Annotated in this window: 15 protein-coding genes; 10 read left to right on the forward strand and 5 right to left on the reverse strand. The window is 65.4% G+C overall.

Annotation, left to right across the window (positions count from 1 at the left end; translation table 11 throughout):
* Nucleotide 1: 1 nt before the first annotated feature.
* Nucleotides 2-1,129, forward strand: a complete 1,128-nt coding sequence (locus LK535_RS05970; protein WP_227770919.1) for an alpha/beta fold hydrolase — start codon at nt 2-4, stop codon at nt 1,127-1,129.
* 27 nt (nt 1,130-1,156) lie between these two features.
* Here LK535_RS05970 and LK535_RS05975 read toward each other — a convergent pair whose 3' ends face one another.
* Nucleotides 1,157-1,624 carry a hypothetical protein gene (locus tag LK535_RS05975; protein WP_227770920.1) on the reverse strand — a complete coding sequence of 156 codons (468 nt, stop codon included), beginning with the start codon at nt 1,622-1,624 and terminating at the stop codon, nt 1,157-1,159.
* Between the two features lie 141 nt (nt 1,625-1,765).
* Here LK535_RS05975 and LK535_RS05980 point away from each other — a divergent pair, with 141 nt between their 5' ends.
* From LK535_RS05980 to lexA, 6 genes are all read left to right on the forward strand, one after another.
* Nucleotides 1,766-2,344: an anthranilate synthase component II gene (locus tag LK535_RS05980; protein ID WP_227770921.1), complete on the forward strand. Its 579-nt coding sequence runs from the start codon at nt 1,766-1,768 to the stop codon at nt 2,342-2,344.
* Nucleotides 2,341-3,330 (forward strand): anthranilate phosphoribosyltransferase, encoded by a 990-nt coding sequence (trpD, locus tag LK535_RS05985; protein WP_227770922.1) that lies wholly within the window; start codon nt 2,341-2,343, stop codon nt 3,328-3,330. Before LK535_RS05980 ends, trpD begins: the two co-directional genes overlap by 4 nt.
* Nucleotides 3,327-4,130, forward strand: a complete 804-nt coding sequence (trpC, locus tag LK535_RS05990) for an indole-3-glycerol phosphate synthase TrpC (protein WP_227770923.1) — start codon at nt 3,327-3,329, stop codon at nt 4,128-4,130. The genes trpD and trpC overlap by 4 nt, the downstream gene beginning before the upstream one ends.
* Nucleotides 4,127-4,594 (forward strand): cyclic pyranopterin monophosphate synthase MoaC, encoded by a 468-nt coding sequence (moaC, locus tag LK535_RS05995; protein ID WP_227770924.1) that lies wholly within the window; start codon nt 4,127-4,129, stop codon nt 4,592-4,594. Before trpC ends, moaC begins: the two co-directional genes overlap by 4 nt.
* Before the next feature lie 84 nt (nt 4,595-4,678).
* Entirely contained in the window at nt 4,679-5,863 is a 1,185-nt protein-coding gene (locus LK535_RS06000) for a molybdopterin molybdotransferase MoeA (protein WP_227770925.1), read from the forward strand.
* 56 nt (nt 5,864-5,919) lie between these two features.
* Complete coding sequence (gene lexA, locus LK535_RS06005) at nt 5,920-6,582, forward strand: transcriptional repressor LexA (protein WP_227770926.1); 663 nt, start codon at nt 5,920-5,922, stop codon at nt 6,580-6,582.
* A 145-nt stretch (nt 6,583-6,727) separates the two neighbouring features.
* Here lexA and LK535_RS06010 read toward each other — a convergent pair whose 3' ends face one another.
* Nucleotides 6,728-8,869 (reverse strand): ComEC/Rec2 family competence protein, encoded by a 2,142-nt coding sequence (locus LK535_RS06010; protein WP_227770927.1) that lies wholly within the window; start codon nt 8,867-8,869, stop codon nt 6,728-6,730.
* A gap of 30 nt (nt 8,870-8,899) precedes the next feature.
* Between LK535_RS06010 and gltX the strand changes: the two genes are divergently transcribed.
* From gltX to LK535_RS06025, 3 genes are read left to right on the forward strand one after another with little or no spacing between them, the layout of a single operon-like run.
* A complete protein-coding gene (gene gltX / locus LK535_RS06015; RefSeq protein ID WP_227770928.1) occupies nt 8,900-10,351 on the forward strand; it encodes a glutamate--tRNA ligase in 1,452 nt (483 codons plus the stop codon).
* Nucleotides 10,344-11,624 (forward strand): citrate synthase, encoded by a 1,281-nt coding sequence (locus LK535_RS06020; RefSeq protein WP_227770929.1) that lies wholly within the window; start codon nt 10,344-10,346, stop codon nt 11,622-11,624. The genes gltX and LK535_RS06020 overlap by 8 nt, the downstream gene beginning before the upstream one ends.
* Before the next feature lies 1 nt (nt 11,625).
* Nucleotides 11,626-11,826 (forward strand): hypothetical protein, encoded by a 201-nt coding sequence (locus LK535_RS06025; RefSeq protein ID WP_227770930.1) that lies wholly within the window; start codon nt 11,626-11,628, stop codon nt 11,824-11,826.
* A gap of 23 nt (nt 11,827-11,849) precedes the next feature.
* Here the strand turns inward: LK535_RS06025 and LK535_RS06030 are convergent, their stop codons facing one another.
* Genes LK535_RS06030 through LK535_RS06040 form a run of 3 tightly spaced genes read right to left on the reverse strand, consistent with a single transcriptional unit; the run spans nt 11,850 to nt 15,579 of the window.
* Nucleotides 11,850-13,097 (reverse strand): hypothetical protein, encoded by a 1,248-nt coding sequence (locus tag LK535_RS06030; protein WP_227770931.1) that lies wholly within the window; start codon nt 13,095-13,097, stop codon nt 11,850-11,852.
* Nucleotides 13,094-14,356 (reverse strand): Coenzyme F420 hydrogenase/dehydrogenase, beta subunit C-terminal domain, encoded by a 1,263-nt coding sequence (locus tag LK535_RS06035; RefSeq protein WP_321576540.1) that lies wholly within the window; start codon nt 14,354-14,356, stop codon nt 13,094-13,096. Before LK535_RS06035 ends, LK535_RS06030 begins: the two co-directional genes overlap by 4 nt.
* Complete coding sequence (locus tag LK535_RS06040; protein ID WP_227770933.1) at nt 14,353-15,579, reverse strand: polysaccharide pyruvyl transferase family protein; 1,227 nt, start codon at nt 15,577-15,579, stop codon at nt 14,353-14,355. Before LK535_RS06040 ends, LK535_RS06035 begins: the two co-directional genes overlap by 4 nt.
* Nucleotides 15,580-15,789 lie beyond the last annotated feature (210 nt).

Genomic DNA, 15,789 nt, shown 5'->3' on the forward strand with positions numbered 1-15,789 from the left:
CATGCGCTTCTTGTCCATCGTCGCTTCGACCGCCGCTCTCGCAACCGCCCTCCCCGCCACGGCCCAGACCACGCAGCCGGTGGCGACGCCCGCCAATCCAGCACCGGCCCCGTCCGCATGGCCAAGCAAGGAGGCAGACGTCACGCTGCCGGCGTTCCGGTTCAAGACGGGCGAGACCATGGACGTGCGGATGCACTACACCACCCTCGGCACCCCCCATCGCGGCGCCGACGGGCAGATCGACAATGCCGTCATGGTTCTCCACGGCACGGGCGGGACCGGCAAACAATTCTTGTCGCCGCAGTTCGCCGATGAACTCTACGGGCCCGGCCAGCCCTTCGACATTCGTACCCACTATGTGATCCTGCCGGACAACATCGGGCATGGCGCCTCGTCCAAGCCCTCCGACGGCAAGCGAATGGCGTTCCCCAAATATGACTATGACGACATGGTCGCCGCACAGAAGGCAATGCTGGAGAAGCTCGGCGTCACCCGGCTGAAGGTAATCCTCGGCACGTCAATGGGATGTATGCATGCCTTTGTCTGGGGTGAAACCTTTCCCGGGTTCGCGGAGCGGCTGGCGCCATTTGCCTGCTTGCCGGTGCCGATTGCCGGGCTGAACCGGATGTGGCGCAAGCTGTCGATCGACGCGATCCAGGCGGACCCGGCGTGGAGGGGCGGCAATTATACGGCGCAGCCGGAACAGGGCCTGCGCACCGCAGCAAGCCTGTCGATCATCGCGGGCGCGAACCCATTGGCGCTGCAGAAGCAATATCCGACGCGGGCGGCATCCGAGGCGTTCCTGGCACAGGCGTTCGCGCGCAACAGTGCTGGCCGCGATGCCAACGACTACATCTACCAGCTGGACGCCTCACGAAACTACGATCCGTCGGCGGCGCTGGAGAAGATCACCGTCCCGGTATTGTGGATCAATTCCGAGGACGATTTCATCAACCCGTCCGGCTACGGGATCACGGATGCCGCCGCCAAGCGCATGCCGCACGCGACCTTCCGGCTGATCGCCGCGAGTCCGGAGACGAAGGGTCACGGCACCCACACATGGGCGAAGTTCTGGAAAGCGGACCTCGCGGGGTTGCTGAGGGAGCCAGTTACCTCGTCGCCGCGCTGATCCCCTCGCCCGGCGCCCGCCGACGCATCAGCGCCGGGGCTCATCCTCCAGATCGATATCGGTGCGGGCCTCTGGCGTCGAGGCTTCCTGCTCCCGACGCGCCTGCTGGCGCTCCGCGGCCCAAGCCTGACCCGCCCCGACGCCGCATCCGGTCTGCCCGCCCGTACCGATCGGAGAGCAGGTGTTGGGAAGGCCGCCGGCCACCCTGCCCACGCGATCCACGGTTGCGGCACGATTCACCCAGCTCTGATTCTGGGCCGGCACCTCGGGCGGGCGGCGCAATCCCTTGGGGACGCGGAACTGCTCGTTCGGATCGAGGCGGCTGCACACCACGATCTCATCCGCCGCGGCGGTCGGGCACTTCTCGTTCCCGGTCAGCGTCACTTGCCGGATACGCTGCGGCGGCTGGCCGCTTTCCGCCTGCGACTGGGCCATGGCGGCGGCGGGAATGATCGCGGCCGAAGCGGCGGCGGCAAAGACGAGGGAGCGAAACATGGAAGGCGACCTCCTGGGGCAATCACACAACGATCGCAGCGGCGGCTTTATCCCGCGTGAACGTCGCGCCCGCGCCTACGCGAGATTACGCCAGCGCAACAGTCGTTGCGGCTTGCCCGCGTTGCGCTATGGACCGGGCACATGATCCTGGTCGTCGACAATTACGACAGCTTCACCTGGAACCTGGTCCATTATCTGATGGAATTGGGGGCCGAGGTACGCGTCGAGCGCAATGATGCGCTGACCGCGGCGGAAGCGCTTGCGTCAAACGCCACCGGTTTCCTCGTGTCTCCTGGGCCATGCACGCCCAACGAAGCCGGGATCAGCCTTGATCTCGTCGCCGCCTGTGCCGAGGCGCGCCGGCCGTTGCTGGGCGTTTGCCTGGGGCATCAGGCGATCGGGCAGCATTTTGGCGGACGCGTGGTTCGCGGCGGCCTGATGCACGGTAAGACAAGCGCGATCGAACATGATTCGACGGGTGTCTTCGCCGGCCTGCCCTCGCCCTTTACGGCCACCCGCTACCATTCGCTGGTGGTGGAGGATGTGCCTGACGTGCTCGTCCCGAACGCGGTCGCCGCGGATGGATCGGTGATGGGCCTGCGCCATCGCGACTTGCCGATCCATGGCGTACAATTCCATCCGGAGAGCATCGCAACGGAGCATGGCCACGATCTGCTGGCGAACTTCGTCGCGCTGACCGGCGCCAAGGCAACCTCATGACCACCATTTCCCTGCTGCCCAACCCGTCCACCCCGCTGTCGCGCGAAAGCGCGGCACAGGCGTTCAGCGACATTCTGGATGGCCGGGCCAGCGACGAGGCCGTGGCGCGATTCCTGATCGACCTGTCCGACCGGGGTGAGACCTCCATCGAGATTGCCGAAGCGGCCCGGGCGCTCAGGGACCGCTTGATCCCGATCAGCGCCCCGGCGGAAGCGATCGACGTGTGCGGAACCGGAGGCGACGGGCACCATACGCTCAACGTGTCCACCGCCGTCAGCCTGGTTGTGGCCGCCTGCGGGGTGCCGGTAGCGAAGCATGGTAACCGGGCGGCCTCGTCCAAGGCGGGCGCGGCCGATACGCTGGAGGCTCTTGGCCTCGACATGGAACGGGCAGGCGCGCTGGCAGAAGAGACGCTGAACGAACTCGGCATCTGCTTCCTGTTCGCGGCCAATCATCACCCGGCCATGAAGCGGATCACGCCCATCCGGCGGCAGATCGGCAAGCGGACGATCTTCAACCTGATGGGACCGCTAGCCAATCCCGCGCATGTCACTCGCCAGCTGATCGGGATCGCTCGTCCGGATTACGCGCCGGTCTATGCCGACGCGCTGGAACAGCTCGGCACACAAGCGGCGCTGGTGGTGTCCGGCGAAGAGGGGCTTGACGAAGTCTCGGGCGCGGGTCCGACCATCGCGGTTGCGATCGGCGCCGTCGATGTTGGCGCGCGCATCGTTCCGGAGGATGCCGGTGTCCGACGCCATCCGATTGATGCGATCAGGGGCGGCGATCCCGCGCACAATGCGGCGGCGCTTCGGCAATTGCTGACGGGAACGCACGGTGCGTATCGCGACGCGGTGCTCCTCAACGCCGCCGTGGCACTGACCCTGGTTGGCGAACCGCTGGAAAGCGGCGCACGCCGCGCGGCAGAGGCCATCGACAGCGGCGCTGCGAACGACCTGCTCAACCGCTGGATCGCCTGGGCATGACGATCCTCGATCGGATCCTCGCCACGAAGCGCGAGGAAGTTGCGGCACGTCGGCGGGAGCGCTCGGTAGGGGACCTCGATGCACTGGCGCGGTCGCAGACCGCACCCAGGGGCTTCAAGGCGGCACTGGATCGGATCCGCAGTTCCTCGAAGGGCGACGCCGCACCGCGCTATGCGTTGATCGCCGAGATCAAGAAGGCCAGCCCGTCCAAGGGCCTGATCCGTGAAGACTTCGATCCGCCTGCCCATGCGCGCGCCTATAGCGAAGGCGGCGCTGCCTGCCTGTCGGTGCTGACCGACCACGAGTATTTCCAGGGGCATGAGGATTATCTGATCGCCGCGCGGGCGGCATGTGACCTGCCGGTCATTCGCAAGGACTTCCTGGTCGATCCCTGGCAAGTGGCGGAGGCCCGCGCCATCGGTGCCGATGCGATCCTCATCATCATGGCAGCGCTGGACGACGGTGCCGCCGCCGAGATCGAAGCCGCGGCGATCGAGCGCGGCATGGATGTGCTGGTCGAAGTGCATGACGCTGAGGAACTGGAGCGGGCACTGGCACTCCGCTCCCGCCTCATCGGGGTCAACAATCGCGATCTGCGAGATTTTTCCGTCAGCTTCGACCGCACCTTCGAGCTGGTTGGCCAGGCGCCCGCCGGATGCACCTTTGTCGCCGAAAGCGGGCTCAACACGCGCGCGGACCTCGATGCGATGGCCGAACATGACGTGCGCTGCTTCCTGATTGGCGAATCGCTGATGCGCCAACCGGATGTCGCCGCCGCCACGCGTGCCCTAGTCGGGTGAGCCAGCTCACGCATCTCGATGAAGCGGGCGCCGCGCGGATGGTGGACGTCGGCGGCAAAAGCGAGACTGCGCGAGAGGCGGTGGCCGAGGGGCGCATCACCATGTCCGCCGAGGCCGCAAAGGCGATCGCAGATGGCGCGGTGGCGAAGGGCGACGTGCTGGCTGTCGCCCGCGTCGCGGGGATCATGGCGGCCAAACGGACCAGCGATCTGATCCCCTTGTGCCATCCCCTGCCCCTGTCCAAGGTGACGATCGACCTGGCAGTAGGCGCCGACGGCGTGTCCGCAACGGCTACTGTGGCGACCAGCGGAAAAACCGGGGTCGAAATGGAAGCGCTCACCGCCGTCTCTGCGGCGCTGCTGACAATCTACGACATGGCCAAGGCGATCGACAAACGCATGACGATCAGCGGTGTGCGCCTGCTCGCCAAGCGCGGCGGCAAGTCCGGCGACTTCACCGCCTGAAGCCGGATGACCGGCGGTGGAGGGCTCGCGCGAAGGTCATTGATCGGGCTGTCCCTGCCAGGCGTAATCTGCCACTCCGCACCTATGAGCAACTTGCTTCCCGTTGCCGAGGCACAGGCTCGCCTCCTGGCCGCCAACCCGCCGGTCTCTGCCGAAACCCTGCCCATCACGCAGGCCATCGGGCGCTGGGCCGCCGCTCCCATCGCCGCGCAGCGGACTCAGCCGGCGCACGACCTTTCGGCAATGGATGGCTATGCCCTTCGGTTCGACGACCTGCCCGGACCGTGGCAGGTGATCGGCGAAAGCGCGGCGGGCAAGCCCTTCGCTGGCGAGGTCAACCCGGGCGAGGCAGTTCGCATCTTCACCGGCGCAGTGATGCCGACCGGGGCCGATACCGTATTGGTGCAGGAAGAAGCGCAGCGCGACGGGGAACGCCTGATCCTGAGCGGTGAAGGACCGTCCAAGCGAACCGGCAATGTGCGTCGCCGCGGCCTCGACTTTTCCGAAGGCGATACGCTGGTATCCGCCGGCGAACGGCTGACGCCGGCACGACTGGCGGTTGCAGCGACTGGCGGGGCCTATGAAATCACCGTCAGGCGCCGTGTTCGCGTGGCGATTGCGGCGACGGGGGACGAACTGGTTGATCCAGGCGCAGCACTCGTTGCGAACGCGCTGCCCGAATCCAATCGGCTTCTGCTGCGTGCCTTGCTCGCCGATCTGCCAATCGAAGTCATCGACCTGGGCATTCTGCCGGACCGGCTTGACGTGCTGACCGATGCGTTCGCGAAGGTGGAGGCGGACCTCCTCGTCACCACCGGGGGCGCTTCGGTCGGCGATCACGATCTTGTGCAGCCTGCCCTTCGCGCGGCTGGCGCAAATATCGACTTCTGGCGCGTCGCGCTTCGCCCGGGCAAGCCGCTGATGGCGGGCCGCCGCGGCGACATGGCCGTGCTCGGGCTGCCCGGCAATCCGGTATCGGCGTTCGTGACGACCATCCTGTTCGTTAAACCATTGATCGCGCATCTTGCAGGTGCGGCCGACCCGTTCCCAATCAGCACCCACGCGGTTCTTGGCGAGACGATACCTGCCAACGGGCCACGCACCGATTACATGCGGGCGGAGCTGCGCGACGGCCGGGCATTCGTGGCGAGCATTCAGGACAGCTCGATGTTGCTCACCCTTGCTCGCGCGGGCTGCCTCATCGTACGCCCCCCGCACGATCCGGCACGAGAACGCGGCGACTCGGCAGAAATCCTGATGATCGCTTGACGCCCGGTAAAGCGTTCCTTAAAGGTTCTTCGTCTGTTCGCGACGGAGGCGATGCGGTGCTTACCAGGAAGCAGCACGAGCTGATCTGTTTCATCAACGACCGGTTGGCTGAGACCGGCGTGTCCCCTTCGTTCGAGGAAATGAAGGAAGCGCTGGATCTCAAGTCGAAGTCCGGCGTGCATCGTCTGATCTCGGCGCTGGAGGAGCGTGGCTTCCTTAGACGCCTGCCGAACCGTGCGCGTGCGCTTGAAGTGCTCAAGATGCCAGAACGGGCGGAGGTGAAGCAATCGCCGACGCCCGCCTCCACGCGCCGCATCGTGCCGGAACCTGCCAATGATGTGGTGGAAGTGCCGCTGCATGGCCGGATTGCCGCGGGTGTGCCGATCGAGGCCATCGAAGGGGCAAGCACGCTGCCAGTGCCGGCCGCCCTGCTGGGCTCAGGGGAGCATTTCGCCCTAGAGGTTGCGGGCGATTCCATGGTCGAGGCCGGCATTCTGGACGGCGACTTTGCGCTTATCCGCAAGCAGGACGTGGCGCGCGACGGCGAGATCGTCGTTGCCTTGATCGAGGATAGCGAGGCGACCTTGAAGTATTTCCGTCGTGAAGGCGCGATGATCCGTCTCGATCCCGCCAACCGTGCTTATGATCCGCAGCGTTATGCCCCGGCTCAGGTGCGGGTACAGGGCAAGCTTGCCGGGATCCTGCGCCGCTACGCCTGACCCGTTCGGCCTTTCCGGCGATTTTCCGTTAAAGAGCAGCTGCGTGGCTGGCGGCAGCAGGTAGACGCAACCGGATACTTAGCGCTGAACTGATCCGGCGGCGTGATGCTAATCACCTAGAAATGTCGCGTCGAGATGGCAGCTTTCAGGGCTGTCCAGAACGTGCGCTTGACGTGGCCGACACCCACGGGTGGGCGTCGCCGGGACGGTGAACCGTACGCACATTCCCCGTCGCAAGCGTGATTGCGATACCGCCTGTGCTCTCCAGCGCTGGGCGATCGAGCCGCAGCCAGCGCGGGTTGCATCCGCGGGGAAGGCGGCGATCGCTGACAACGATATCCGCTGCACGACAAGCGGCGATCATGTCGGCAATCGGCACCAGATAAGCGCTTCGGGTCGCCAGGACGCGCCATGACCGATCGCCATTGGACAAGGTGGCACGGCACAGATCCCGGCTGCAGCTTGCGTGCGCTTGTTCGGACAGCGGCACCAGCTCTTCCTCCGCGCCTCCCGCTTCGGCGAGCATATCGCGCGCATAGTCACCGGCCCGTTCCCGCAACAGCGCGGTCTGTCCGTCCGTCATGTGTAACGCCACGTGCCTGCCATCGCGGGTGACGAGCACATCCGGTGGCGGAGTGAGCAGGGTCCACACCGTTCCGACCGCAATCGGAAGGAGACCGAACGGCCGCCAGCTGGTGCGCCACAGGGCGAGCCAGAGGCCGCCAGCAACGATGAGACCGAAAGCGACGCCCGGCATGACTGGTATTGCCGTTGTGGCCCCGGGCGCGGCCGCCGTGACATGGGCGATCCAGAGCAGGACGGCGAGCGCCTGCCCCGTCAGCCACCAGATCGGCGCACCGAGCGAAACCGCGTCGACCAGCAGGGCAAGCGCCTCCAGCGGCATGATGACGAACGTCGTCAGCGGGATCGCCACGATGTTAGCCAGCGCGCCGTAAACCCCGGCCTTGTGGAAATGGAATATGGCGATCGGCATCAGCGCCACCTCGACCGCCACACCGGTGAGAAGAAGCGAGCCGCCGCCGCGCAGGAGCCGCCTGGGCCACCCCTCGTCCCGCGGCCCGAACCATTCGCGGACTCGGTGATGCTCCGCCAAGGCAATGATGGCGGTGACCGCGGCAAAGGAGAGCTGAAAGCTGGCCCCTGCCAGCGCCTCCGGCCACATCAGCAGGACGACCAGCGCACCGGTTGCAACCAGACGCAGGGTGAGCGCTTCCCGCCCCAGCGCCATGGCCGCGAGCACCAACAGGGCAGCGATGCAGCTGCGGATTGTGGGCACCTCGCCGCCGGTCAGCCAAGTATAGCCGAGGGCAGCAGCCGCTCCGAGCGCGGCGGCCAGGAGCGGCACCCGGCCAGTGAGCGCCAGCCGCAGGTTGAGGGCCAACAACCGCGTGGCGAGCAGCATGGTCAAACCGACCGCAGCGGTGATGTGGAGCCCACTGACGGACAGAAGGTGCGCCAAACCGGACGCCCGCATCGCCTCCTGATCGGCCTCGTCGATACCGCCGGTGTCGCCCGTCGCCAGCGCAGCCGCGATGCCGCCGGCACTGCCGCTCAGCCGCGCCTGGATGTGCCGGGACAATCGGGTTCGCACGGGTTCATTCGAGCTACCCCCTGACAGGATCCTTACAGGTCCGAGCGCGCGCCCAGTGGCGCCAATGCCGTCAAACCAGGCGACACGCGCGAAATCATAGGCTCCCGGCACGACAGGTGGCGGAGGAGGCATCAAGCGCGCGCGCAACGCCACCGTTGCGTGCGGTACCAGCCCTGCCGGCACGTCACGGTCCAGAACATTCACGCGGATTCGGATCGGCCGGTTGGCGGGCGCAGGATCGGTCCATTGAAGGTCTGTTAGACGAAGCCGCACCAAGCTGCGGGCGGGCAACTGATCGACCTTCTCCACGCGGGCGGTGAGGTGAGCGACGATGGGGCGCTGCAACACCGGCGCAGCGGCGCGATCAGCCTTGGTCCAGATCAGCCCTACGCCGAGCGAAAAGGCAGCCGCGCTGATGGCAACCACGCGGCCGGTTCGCCCGCCACGCCCCAGGGCAATAGCAAACAGCATGACAGCAAGCCCCGCCAGCAGCACGCCTCGCCAACCGATGCTGTCCGGAAGAACGAACCACGCTGAAATCCCCGCCCCCAGCATGACCGGCAGCCACAGGGGTAACTGATCCCGTTCCGCATCCAGCCGGCTTTCCAGCCATGCCCGTGCGGTTTGAAGCGCCGAGAGGTGCGTGCTAGGGGGCTGCGCGGCAGTTGTCGCCATGATCGTTTTCCAGCCTGGGAGCTAGCGCGCTTGAGCGCAACCACAGATACCGGCACGCCTGCTGTCGTAACCCGCTTTGCCCCGTCGCCGACGGGCTTCCTTCATCTGGGCGGCGCCCGTACCGCCCTGTTCAACCTGCTGTACGCCCGCCACTACGGCGGCCGCTTTCTCCTGCGCATCGAAGATACCGATCGCGCCCGCTCCACCCAGCCGGCGATCGAGGCGATCCTGTCCGGGATGCGCTGGCTCGGCCTCGATTGGGACGGCGAGGAAGTCTATCAATCCAGCCGCGCGGCACGCCACGTGGAAGTGGCCGAGGCCATGATTGCCGCTGGTGCCGCCTATCGCTGCTACATGACGTCCGAGGAAATCGAGACGATGCGAGCAGAGGCTCAAGCGAAAAAGCAGCCGCTGCGCATTCGCTCACCCTGGCGCGACCGAACCAATGACGATGCGAACGCTCCGTTCGTCGTTCGCCTGAAGGCGCCGACGGAGGGCGCAACTACGATCGAAGATCGGGTTCAGGGCGCCGTCACCGTGCAGAACGCCGAACTGGACGATCTGGTGCTGCTGCGCTCGGACGGCACGCCGACCTATATGCTGGCGGTTGTGGTCGACGACCACGACATGGGCGTGACCCATATCATCCGCGGCGACGATCACCTCAACAACGCGTTTCGCCAGTTGCCCATCATCAAGGCGATGGGATGGCCCGAGCCCGTTTATGCCCACATCCCCCTCATCCATGGCAGCGACGGTGCCAAGCTGTCGAAGCGGCATGGCGCGGTTGGCATTGAGGCGTATCGCGATGAGCTCGGCATCCTGCCCGAAGCGCTCGACAATTATCTTCTCCGGCTGGGCTGGGGTCACGGCGACAATGAGATCATCAGCCGCGAACAGGCGATCGGGTGGTTCGACCTGAGCAGCGTCGGCAAGTCGCCGTCGCGATTTGATCTGAAAAAGCTCGAGAACCTGAACGGTCACTATATCCGAAGCGCCGATGACGCCCGGCTGGGCGAACTCGTGTCGGACCGGCTTGGTCTCGCACAAGGTGATGCTCGGCGGCCGCTTATGGTTGCGGCCATGCCTGCGCTGAAGCCACGTGCCGCCAATTTGAACGAACTGGCCGATGGCGCACGCTTCCTTCTGGTTACTCGCCCGCTCGACATCGCTGCCGATGCGGAGCCGCTTCTTGCCGGGGACGCGCGGGTCACGCTTGCAAAGGTTCATGCCGCGCTTGACGCTGTAGCCAAGTGGGATACGGAGGCGCTCGAAGAAGCGGTGCGGCAGGTTGCCGAAGCGCAGGGCTTGAAGCTCGGCCAGGTGGCCCAGCCGCTCCGTGCCGCACTCACCGGCCGCCGGACCTCGCCCGGAATCTTCGACGTGCTCGCACTGTTAGGCCGGGACGAAAGTCTCGCCCGCATCGCCGATCATGCCGCGGATCAAACGGCCGCCCAGGGGAAGGACGAAAAGAATGACTGACGCCAAGCTGTCCCTCGCGGATAAGAACTTCGGCTATCCCGTGCTGTCCGGCACGGTCGGGCCCGACGTGGTCGACATCCGCAAGCTGTACGGCCAGACGGGCGCCTTCACCTATGACCCCGGCTTCACCTCCACGGCATCGTGCCAGTCGAAGCTGACGTACATCGACGGTGACGAGGGCGTTCTCCTGCACCGCGGCTATCCGATCGGTGAGCTGGCCGAAAAGTCGAGCTTCATGGAGGTCGCGTACCTCCTGCTGAACGGCGAGTTGCCCAAGGGCGACGAGCTGAACAAGTTCGAGAACACGATCACCCGCCACACCATGCTGCACGAGCAGCTGGCGACCTTCTATCGCGGGTTCCGCCGCGACGCGCATCCGATGGCGATCATGTGCGGCGTCGTCGGCGCGCTTTCCGCTTTTTACCACGATTCGACCGACATCCACGATCCGCAGCAGCGCATGATCGCGTCGCATCGCCTGATCGCCAAGATGCCGACAATCGCGGCGATGGCGTACAAGTACAGCGTCGGGCAGCCGTTCCAGTATCCGGACAATTCGCTGAGCTACACCGGCAACTTCCTGAAGATGACCTTCGGCGTGCCGGCCGAGCCCTATGAGGTGAACCCGGCGGTCGAAAAGGCGATGGACCGGATCTTCATCCTCCACGCCGATCACGAGCAGAATGCGTCGACCTCGACCGTGCGTCTCGCCGGTTCGTCGGGCGCCAATCCGTTCGCGTGCATCGCGGCCGGCATCGCCTGCCTGTGGGGCCCGGCGCATGGCGGCGCCAACGAGGCAGCGCTCAACATGCTGCAGGAAATCGGCACGCCGGATCGCATCCCCGAGTTCATCAACCGGGCGAAGGACAAGAACGATCCGTTCCGTCTGATGGGCTTCGGCCACCGCGTGTACAAGAACTACGATCCGCGCGCGACGGTGATGCAGAAGACCGTGCGTGAAGTGTTCGAGGCACTCAACGTCAACGACCCGCTGTTCGAGACCGCGCTGCGGCTGGAAGAGCTGGCGCTCAGCGACGATTACTTCATCGAGAAGAAGCTGTTCCCGAACGTCGACTTCTATTCGGGCGTGATCCTGTCCGCGATCGGCTTCCCGACGTCGATGTTCACCGTGCTGTTCGCCCTTGCCCGCACCGTCGGCTGGGTCGCGCAGTGGAACGAGATGATCACTGATCCGGATCAGAAGATCGGTCGTCCGCGTCAGCTCTACACCGGGCCGACTGCACGTTCGTACGTGCCGCTGAACGAGCGCTGAGATGCGGCGCTGGCGCCCGGTGCTGTTCGCGCTGGGCGCCGTGCTTGCCCTGGTCGGCCTGCTGTGGGTCGGTCAGGGCCTTGGCTATGTGAATTGGCCATCGTCCAGCTTCATGCTGGACCAGCGGGTTTGGGCGGATCGCGGCGCCGGAGTCGCCGTAGTGGGGCTCCTCCTCATATTGGTCGCTCGCCGCCTGCGCTGACCAGCGAGCCACGCACCAACCTGTCAGCGCTTGAACATATAGCTGACGCTTAGCGTCGCTTGGGCGCCCTCATAGTCGAACAGATCGTTGTCGCTGGCGCGCCGCTGATAAGATCCGCGCACGCTCATGCGCACCTGTCGACGCGCATAGTCGAGGCGCAGGGTGGCGGCATCGACCCGGTCCCTGGTGATCGATAATCCTCTCGGTGCCGCGACCAGCCGAAAGTTACGTTCCGCACGCGAGAGCGCCGCACCAACCTGCACCAACGGGGTCAACGCATAGGTAAACGAGCCAACATAGTTGGTCTGCCGAACGAAATCGGAGGAGAAGCCGGGTGAGACGGCAAGTGCTCGATCGGTCTCAGCGGCCAGGAGGACCCTGCCCCCAAGCCGAAGCGTGGCCGAGAGATCCCAGTTCAGGCCGTCATAGCGCTCGGCACCCCTGAGGCTTACTGGCGAGCCCAGATCGGAATAGCTGATCGAGCCCACCAGCTGAAGGGGCGCGCCCAGGCGGCGATCGAAACGCACACCGGCACTGGTGATCCGGAAGGTCGGCACCTGCGTCGCGGCAAGTCTTCGCCGCTGGTCATAGGAGAAATCACGCCGTTGCACGAAGATCGTGACGATGCCGATCGATGGCTGGGCATAGTTCAGCTCGCTGCCGTAACGGACTTCCTCGACGTCCTGCCCTCGCCGCAGTCGCGCGCTGTTTGCGGTCTCCGCGTAGCGAACGTGTGCGCTAGGGCGAATGCCGATGTCGGGGCCGCATAGGAGTGTCGCCCCGACTTCCTTGAGCGTTTGCACATTTTCTGCCGACCCGGCGGACACGTCCGGGATGATCGACAGATCGATGAGGTCGCTTTGGCGGCGCGCATAAGCAACATTCGGGGCGACAGTGCAGAAAGCCACCGGCAGTTTCGCCTGAGCGCCGAAGGTTATGCGTTCGCGATTCAGGCGGCTGTTTCGCGCATAGGAATCATAACCGATGCTGCCGCGCGTGGTGATTGACGCTCGCCCTCTCGGCAGGGTCATGTCCAGCGATGCGGTGGGAAGGACACGCAGGTCCTCGTTCTCGAGTCCGCGCAGCCGGGCTGCAGCATCGCCGCCCCGCGCAATATTGGTATCGTAGAGAAGGTCGTTTGAGACTGTCAGGGTGACCGATCGCGCAGGTACGGAGAACGTTCGGCCGAGCGGTTGCGCCACCTGCCCCCAAGCCGCTCTCGGAAGCAGGGCTGCGCTGCCCGACAGCAACAAGACGCTCGGAGCCCTCATGCCGGCTGTCCCCGTCCGCCGGCAGTGATGCGCCACTTTCGCCAGCGCCGGAGCAGCACGCGGCGCATGGTTCCCAGAAAGTTGTGCGTGATGTCGTATGGGCGGCCCTGCCGCGCGGCGGCACCGACCTCCAGGTCTCGCATGATCGGTACTGGCTGGAGCGAAGCACGAACGGCGGCGGTGCGCGCCGCGATCATCCGTTTGCGCTGCGCTTGAGCTGGCTGCATCCGCTCGATCTCTTCGATTGGCAGCGGCGCTGTTTCGATTGCGGCGGCCGCTTGGGCAGAATGCAGGAATGCCTCGCCTGCCGCCGTACGACTCATGATCAGACTGCGCCCGTCCTTTTCCTCAAAGCTTGGGTAACCCGCGGCGTCGCCGTACCAGGCGTCCGCGCAGGCGATATCCGCCACCCCACCCACTGCGTCTGGACAGATCTTGCAGCGGAATTGCACCTGCCGGCTGAGGTGCCTGCCCCAGCTTTCGGCGTAGGACATCTCGCCAGACCTGCCATCAGCCGTGCGAGCGACTGTCAGGCCGGGCCAACCCTGCCCGCGATAACGAAACTCGACGACGTCGCCCTGCTCGAGCCCCATGGCGCGCAAAATATCGGCTGCCCCGGCACTGCTCGGAAGCCCGCCGCAGAAGAAGGAAAGCACCAACGGCACGTGCTTTGCCACGCGGGTGTCATATCGGCCGAGTTGCCGAAGCGCAGAGACATCGCAGGGCTTACCGACAAAGGCGAATCGCCCGCCTTGTGCGAGAGCCTCTTCGATCGCCGCCAGCGGAGACGACGAGGCGTAGCGGGATCCGGCTCCGGCAAGCACCTCTTCGCGAGTGGAGGACCATCGAACTCGGTTACCCGTTGGATGCTTCGGGTCCGGCTCAATGTGCAGCACTCGGTCAACCGTTCCTTGCTCAAGAGCATGGATTAGCAGCGCCGATAGAGCTCCGCCTGAAGCGCCATGGAAGCGGACCTCGGGATCGGACGCGGCGCCGGTAAGCGTCTGTCGCCAGGGTCCCCATAAAGGGTGTTGGTGCCGCTCCTCCTTTGACCAGGGCGCAATGACACTGCCGGGGCAGGAGCCGGCGATCCGTGCCTCGGCGGCCTCCGTGACGGGGCAGAACTGCCTGGGTCGTGCAAAGCCCGCCGCGTCCGTCGCCATCCCGATCGCGCCAGAGGATACTCCGGCGCATAGTCCGCACCCAGTACACAGATCGGCAGCGAGGACACGCGTAACGGTTGGTGATGCCGCAATCATGCCGATGCGCTCACGGCAAGAAAGGTCGAACGAAGGGTGTCGCGATAACCGGCAAGCAGGCTCTGCACCCGCCTCATTCCCGCTGCCTCCTGATCTGCCAATGCAGCTCGGTTAGCCAGCGCTTGCAGGATCAGATTGGTCGCTTGCTCCTCATTCATGCCGGTGACGGGCACCATTGTTTCGTAATCCAGCAAACCGAAGAGCCCGCCGAACTTGCGACTATACGCAACCGGAACGACAGGAACCCCTGCGGAGAAGGCAGCAATACAAGCATGCATCCGAGCGCCGACGAGCAGGTCGAGCCCCGAAATGTAGCTCTTCGCATCGGAGGGCGTGGCGAAGTTTGGCACCCGGACCACACCGGGGAACTCGGCGGCTAAGCGATCACACAAGGCGCCATCATCGTCCCGCGGATCCCGATTGCTGGTCGCATGCGGCACCAGATGGACCTCTATGTCCTCCCTCAAGCACAGCCTTGTCAGCAGTCCGCGAGTAAGGCGGGCATAGTCATAAGAGAGGCCGAAGCGGTTGCTTCCCCGTTCTGCCTCATCAAACAGCAGTCCGGAGGGGTTCACCCCGATCCGCAGGAGCGGTCCCCCGCGTAGATGCGAGCGATCCTCGAACGGAAGCTCAAACGCGACATCTACCGCGAGCGTCACCGCTGCCGAGGGTGCCATCCGTCGTGCTACATCGCGAGAGAGCTCGTCGCGTACGAACAAGGCCCGGCTGCGTCCCATGACGAACGCGGCGACGGCCATATAGGGGCGCCTGGTGAATGGCCCGATCGTCTGGGGTGAAAAGATCAGCGGCTTGTGCCGGGCGAGCGCAAGCAGCTTGCTGATAACGAGGAAGGAGAAGCGGCGCGGACCATAGATGTCGGCAAAACTGTCGCCGGCTCCGATGTCGAGCACGCAGTCCACCTCCGCCATCGCCCGCCAGATCGTGCCCCCCGGACGCAGCGCTCGCCAATCGATCGGCACCGGGCGAGTGCCTGGTAATGGGATGACCGGCTGTTGCCTGTCTCGTGCCCCCATGACCACGAAACGAGGCTCAAGGCCGAACTCCTCGGCGACCTGACGAGCGATCGTCAGATTGGCCACAGTGAGCGCCCCGACGCCGAGATTGCCGGAGTTCAGCGAGTGCCACAAAAGACCGATGGTGATCGGCTGGCCCTTGCGCGCCGACTCCTGCCGGTTCTCGCCAACTGCCGCTCGGCCATGCATGCTGTGCGCCCCCGTCACCTGACGCGGGCAGCGGCCGATGCCGCGGCTAGGTCGCGCCGTGCCGACGTATTTGCCGCAACTTTGGCGCGGATGTGCGGATTAGCACCGTTTTCGATTAATCTCGGGGGAGCGCCCGCCGGGCGCGCACTCCCTGTTGGTGCCAGCTGGTCGTACTCAGTCGGGGTCGCTCAATCGACCTTGGATGTCAGA

Origin of the sequence: Sphingomonas sp. IC4-52 (genome assembly GCF_020707225.1) — a bacterium.
Lineage (GTDB): Bacteria > Pseudomonadota > Alphaproteobacteria > Sphingomonadales > Sphingomonadaceae > Sphingomonas.

Coding starts and splice junctions, on each gene's coding strand:
- LK535_RS05970 (WP_227770919.1), top strand. CDS start 2: ATGCGCTTCTTGTCCATCGTCGCTTCGACCGCCGCTCTCGCAACCGCC.
- LK535_RS06010 (WP_227770927.1), bottom strand. CDS start 8,869: ATGGCGACAACTGCCGCGCAGCCCCCTAGCACGCACCTCTCGGCGCTT.
- LK535_RS06020 (WP_227770929.1), top strand. CDS start 10,344: ATGACTGACGCCAAGCTGTCCCTCGCGGATAAGAACTTCGGCTATCCC.
- LK535_RS06025 (WP_227770930.1), top strand. CDS start 11,626: ATGCGGCGCTGGCGCCCGGTGCTGTTCGCGCTGGGCGCCGTGCTTGCC.
- LK535_RS05980 (WP_227770921.1), top strand. CDS start 1,766: ATGATCCTGGTCGTCGACAATTACGACAGCTTCACCTGGAACCTGGTC.
- LK535_RS06030 (WP_227770931.1), bottom strand. CDS start 13,097: ATGAGGGCTCCGAGCGTCTTGTTGCTGTCGGGCAGCGCAGCCCTGCTT.
- LK535_RS06035 (WP_321576540.1), bottom strand. CDS start 14,356: ATGATTGCGGCATCACCAACCGTTACGCGTGTCCTCGCTGCCGATCTG.
- trpD (WP_227770922.1), top strand. CDS start 2,341: ATGACCACCATTTCCCTGCTGCCCAACCCGTCCACCCCGCTGTCGCGC.
- LK535_RS05975 (WP_227770920.1), bottom strand. CDS start 1,624: ATGTTTCGCTCCCTCGTCTTTGCCGCCGCCGCTTCGGCCGCGATCATT.
- LK535_RS06000 (WP_227770925.1), top strand. CDS start 4,679: ATGAGCAACTTGCTTCCCGTTGCCGAGGCACAGGCTCGCCTCCTGGCC.
- LK535_RS06040 (WP_227770933.1), bottom strand. CDS start 15,579: ATGCATGGCCGAGCGGCAGTTGGCGAGAACCGGCAGGAGTCGGCGCGC.
- trpC (WP_227770923.1), top strand. CDS start 3,327: ATGACGATCCTCGATCGGATCCTCGCCACGAAGCGCGAGGAAGTTGCG.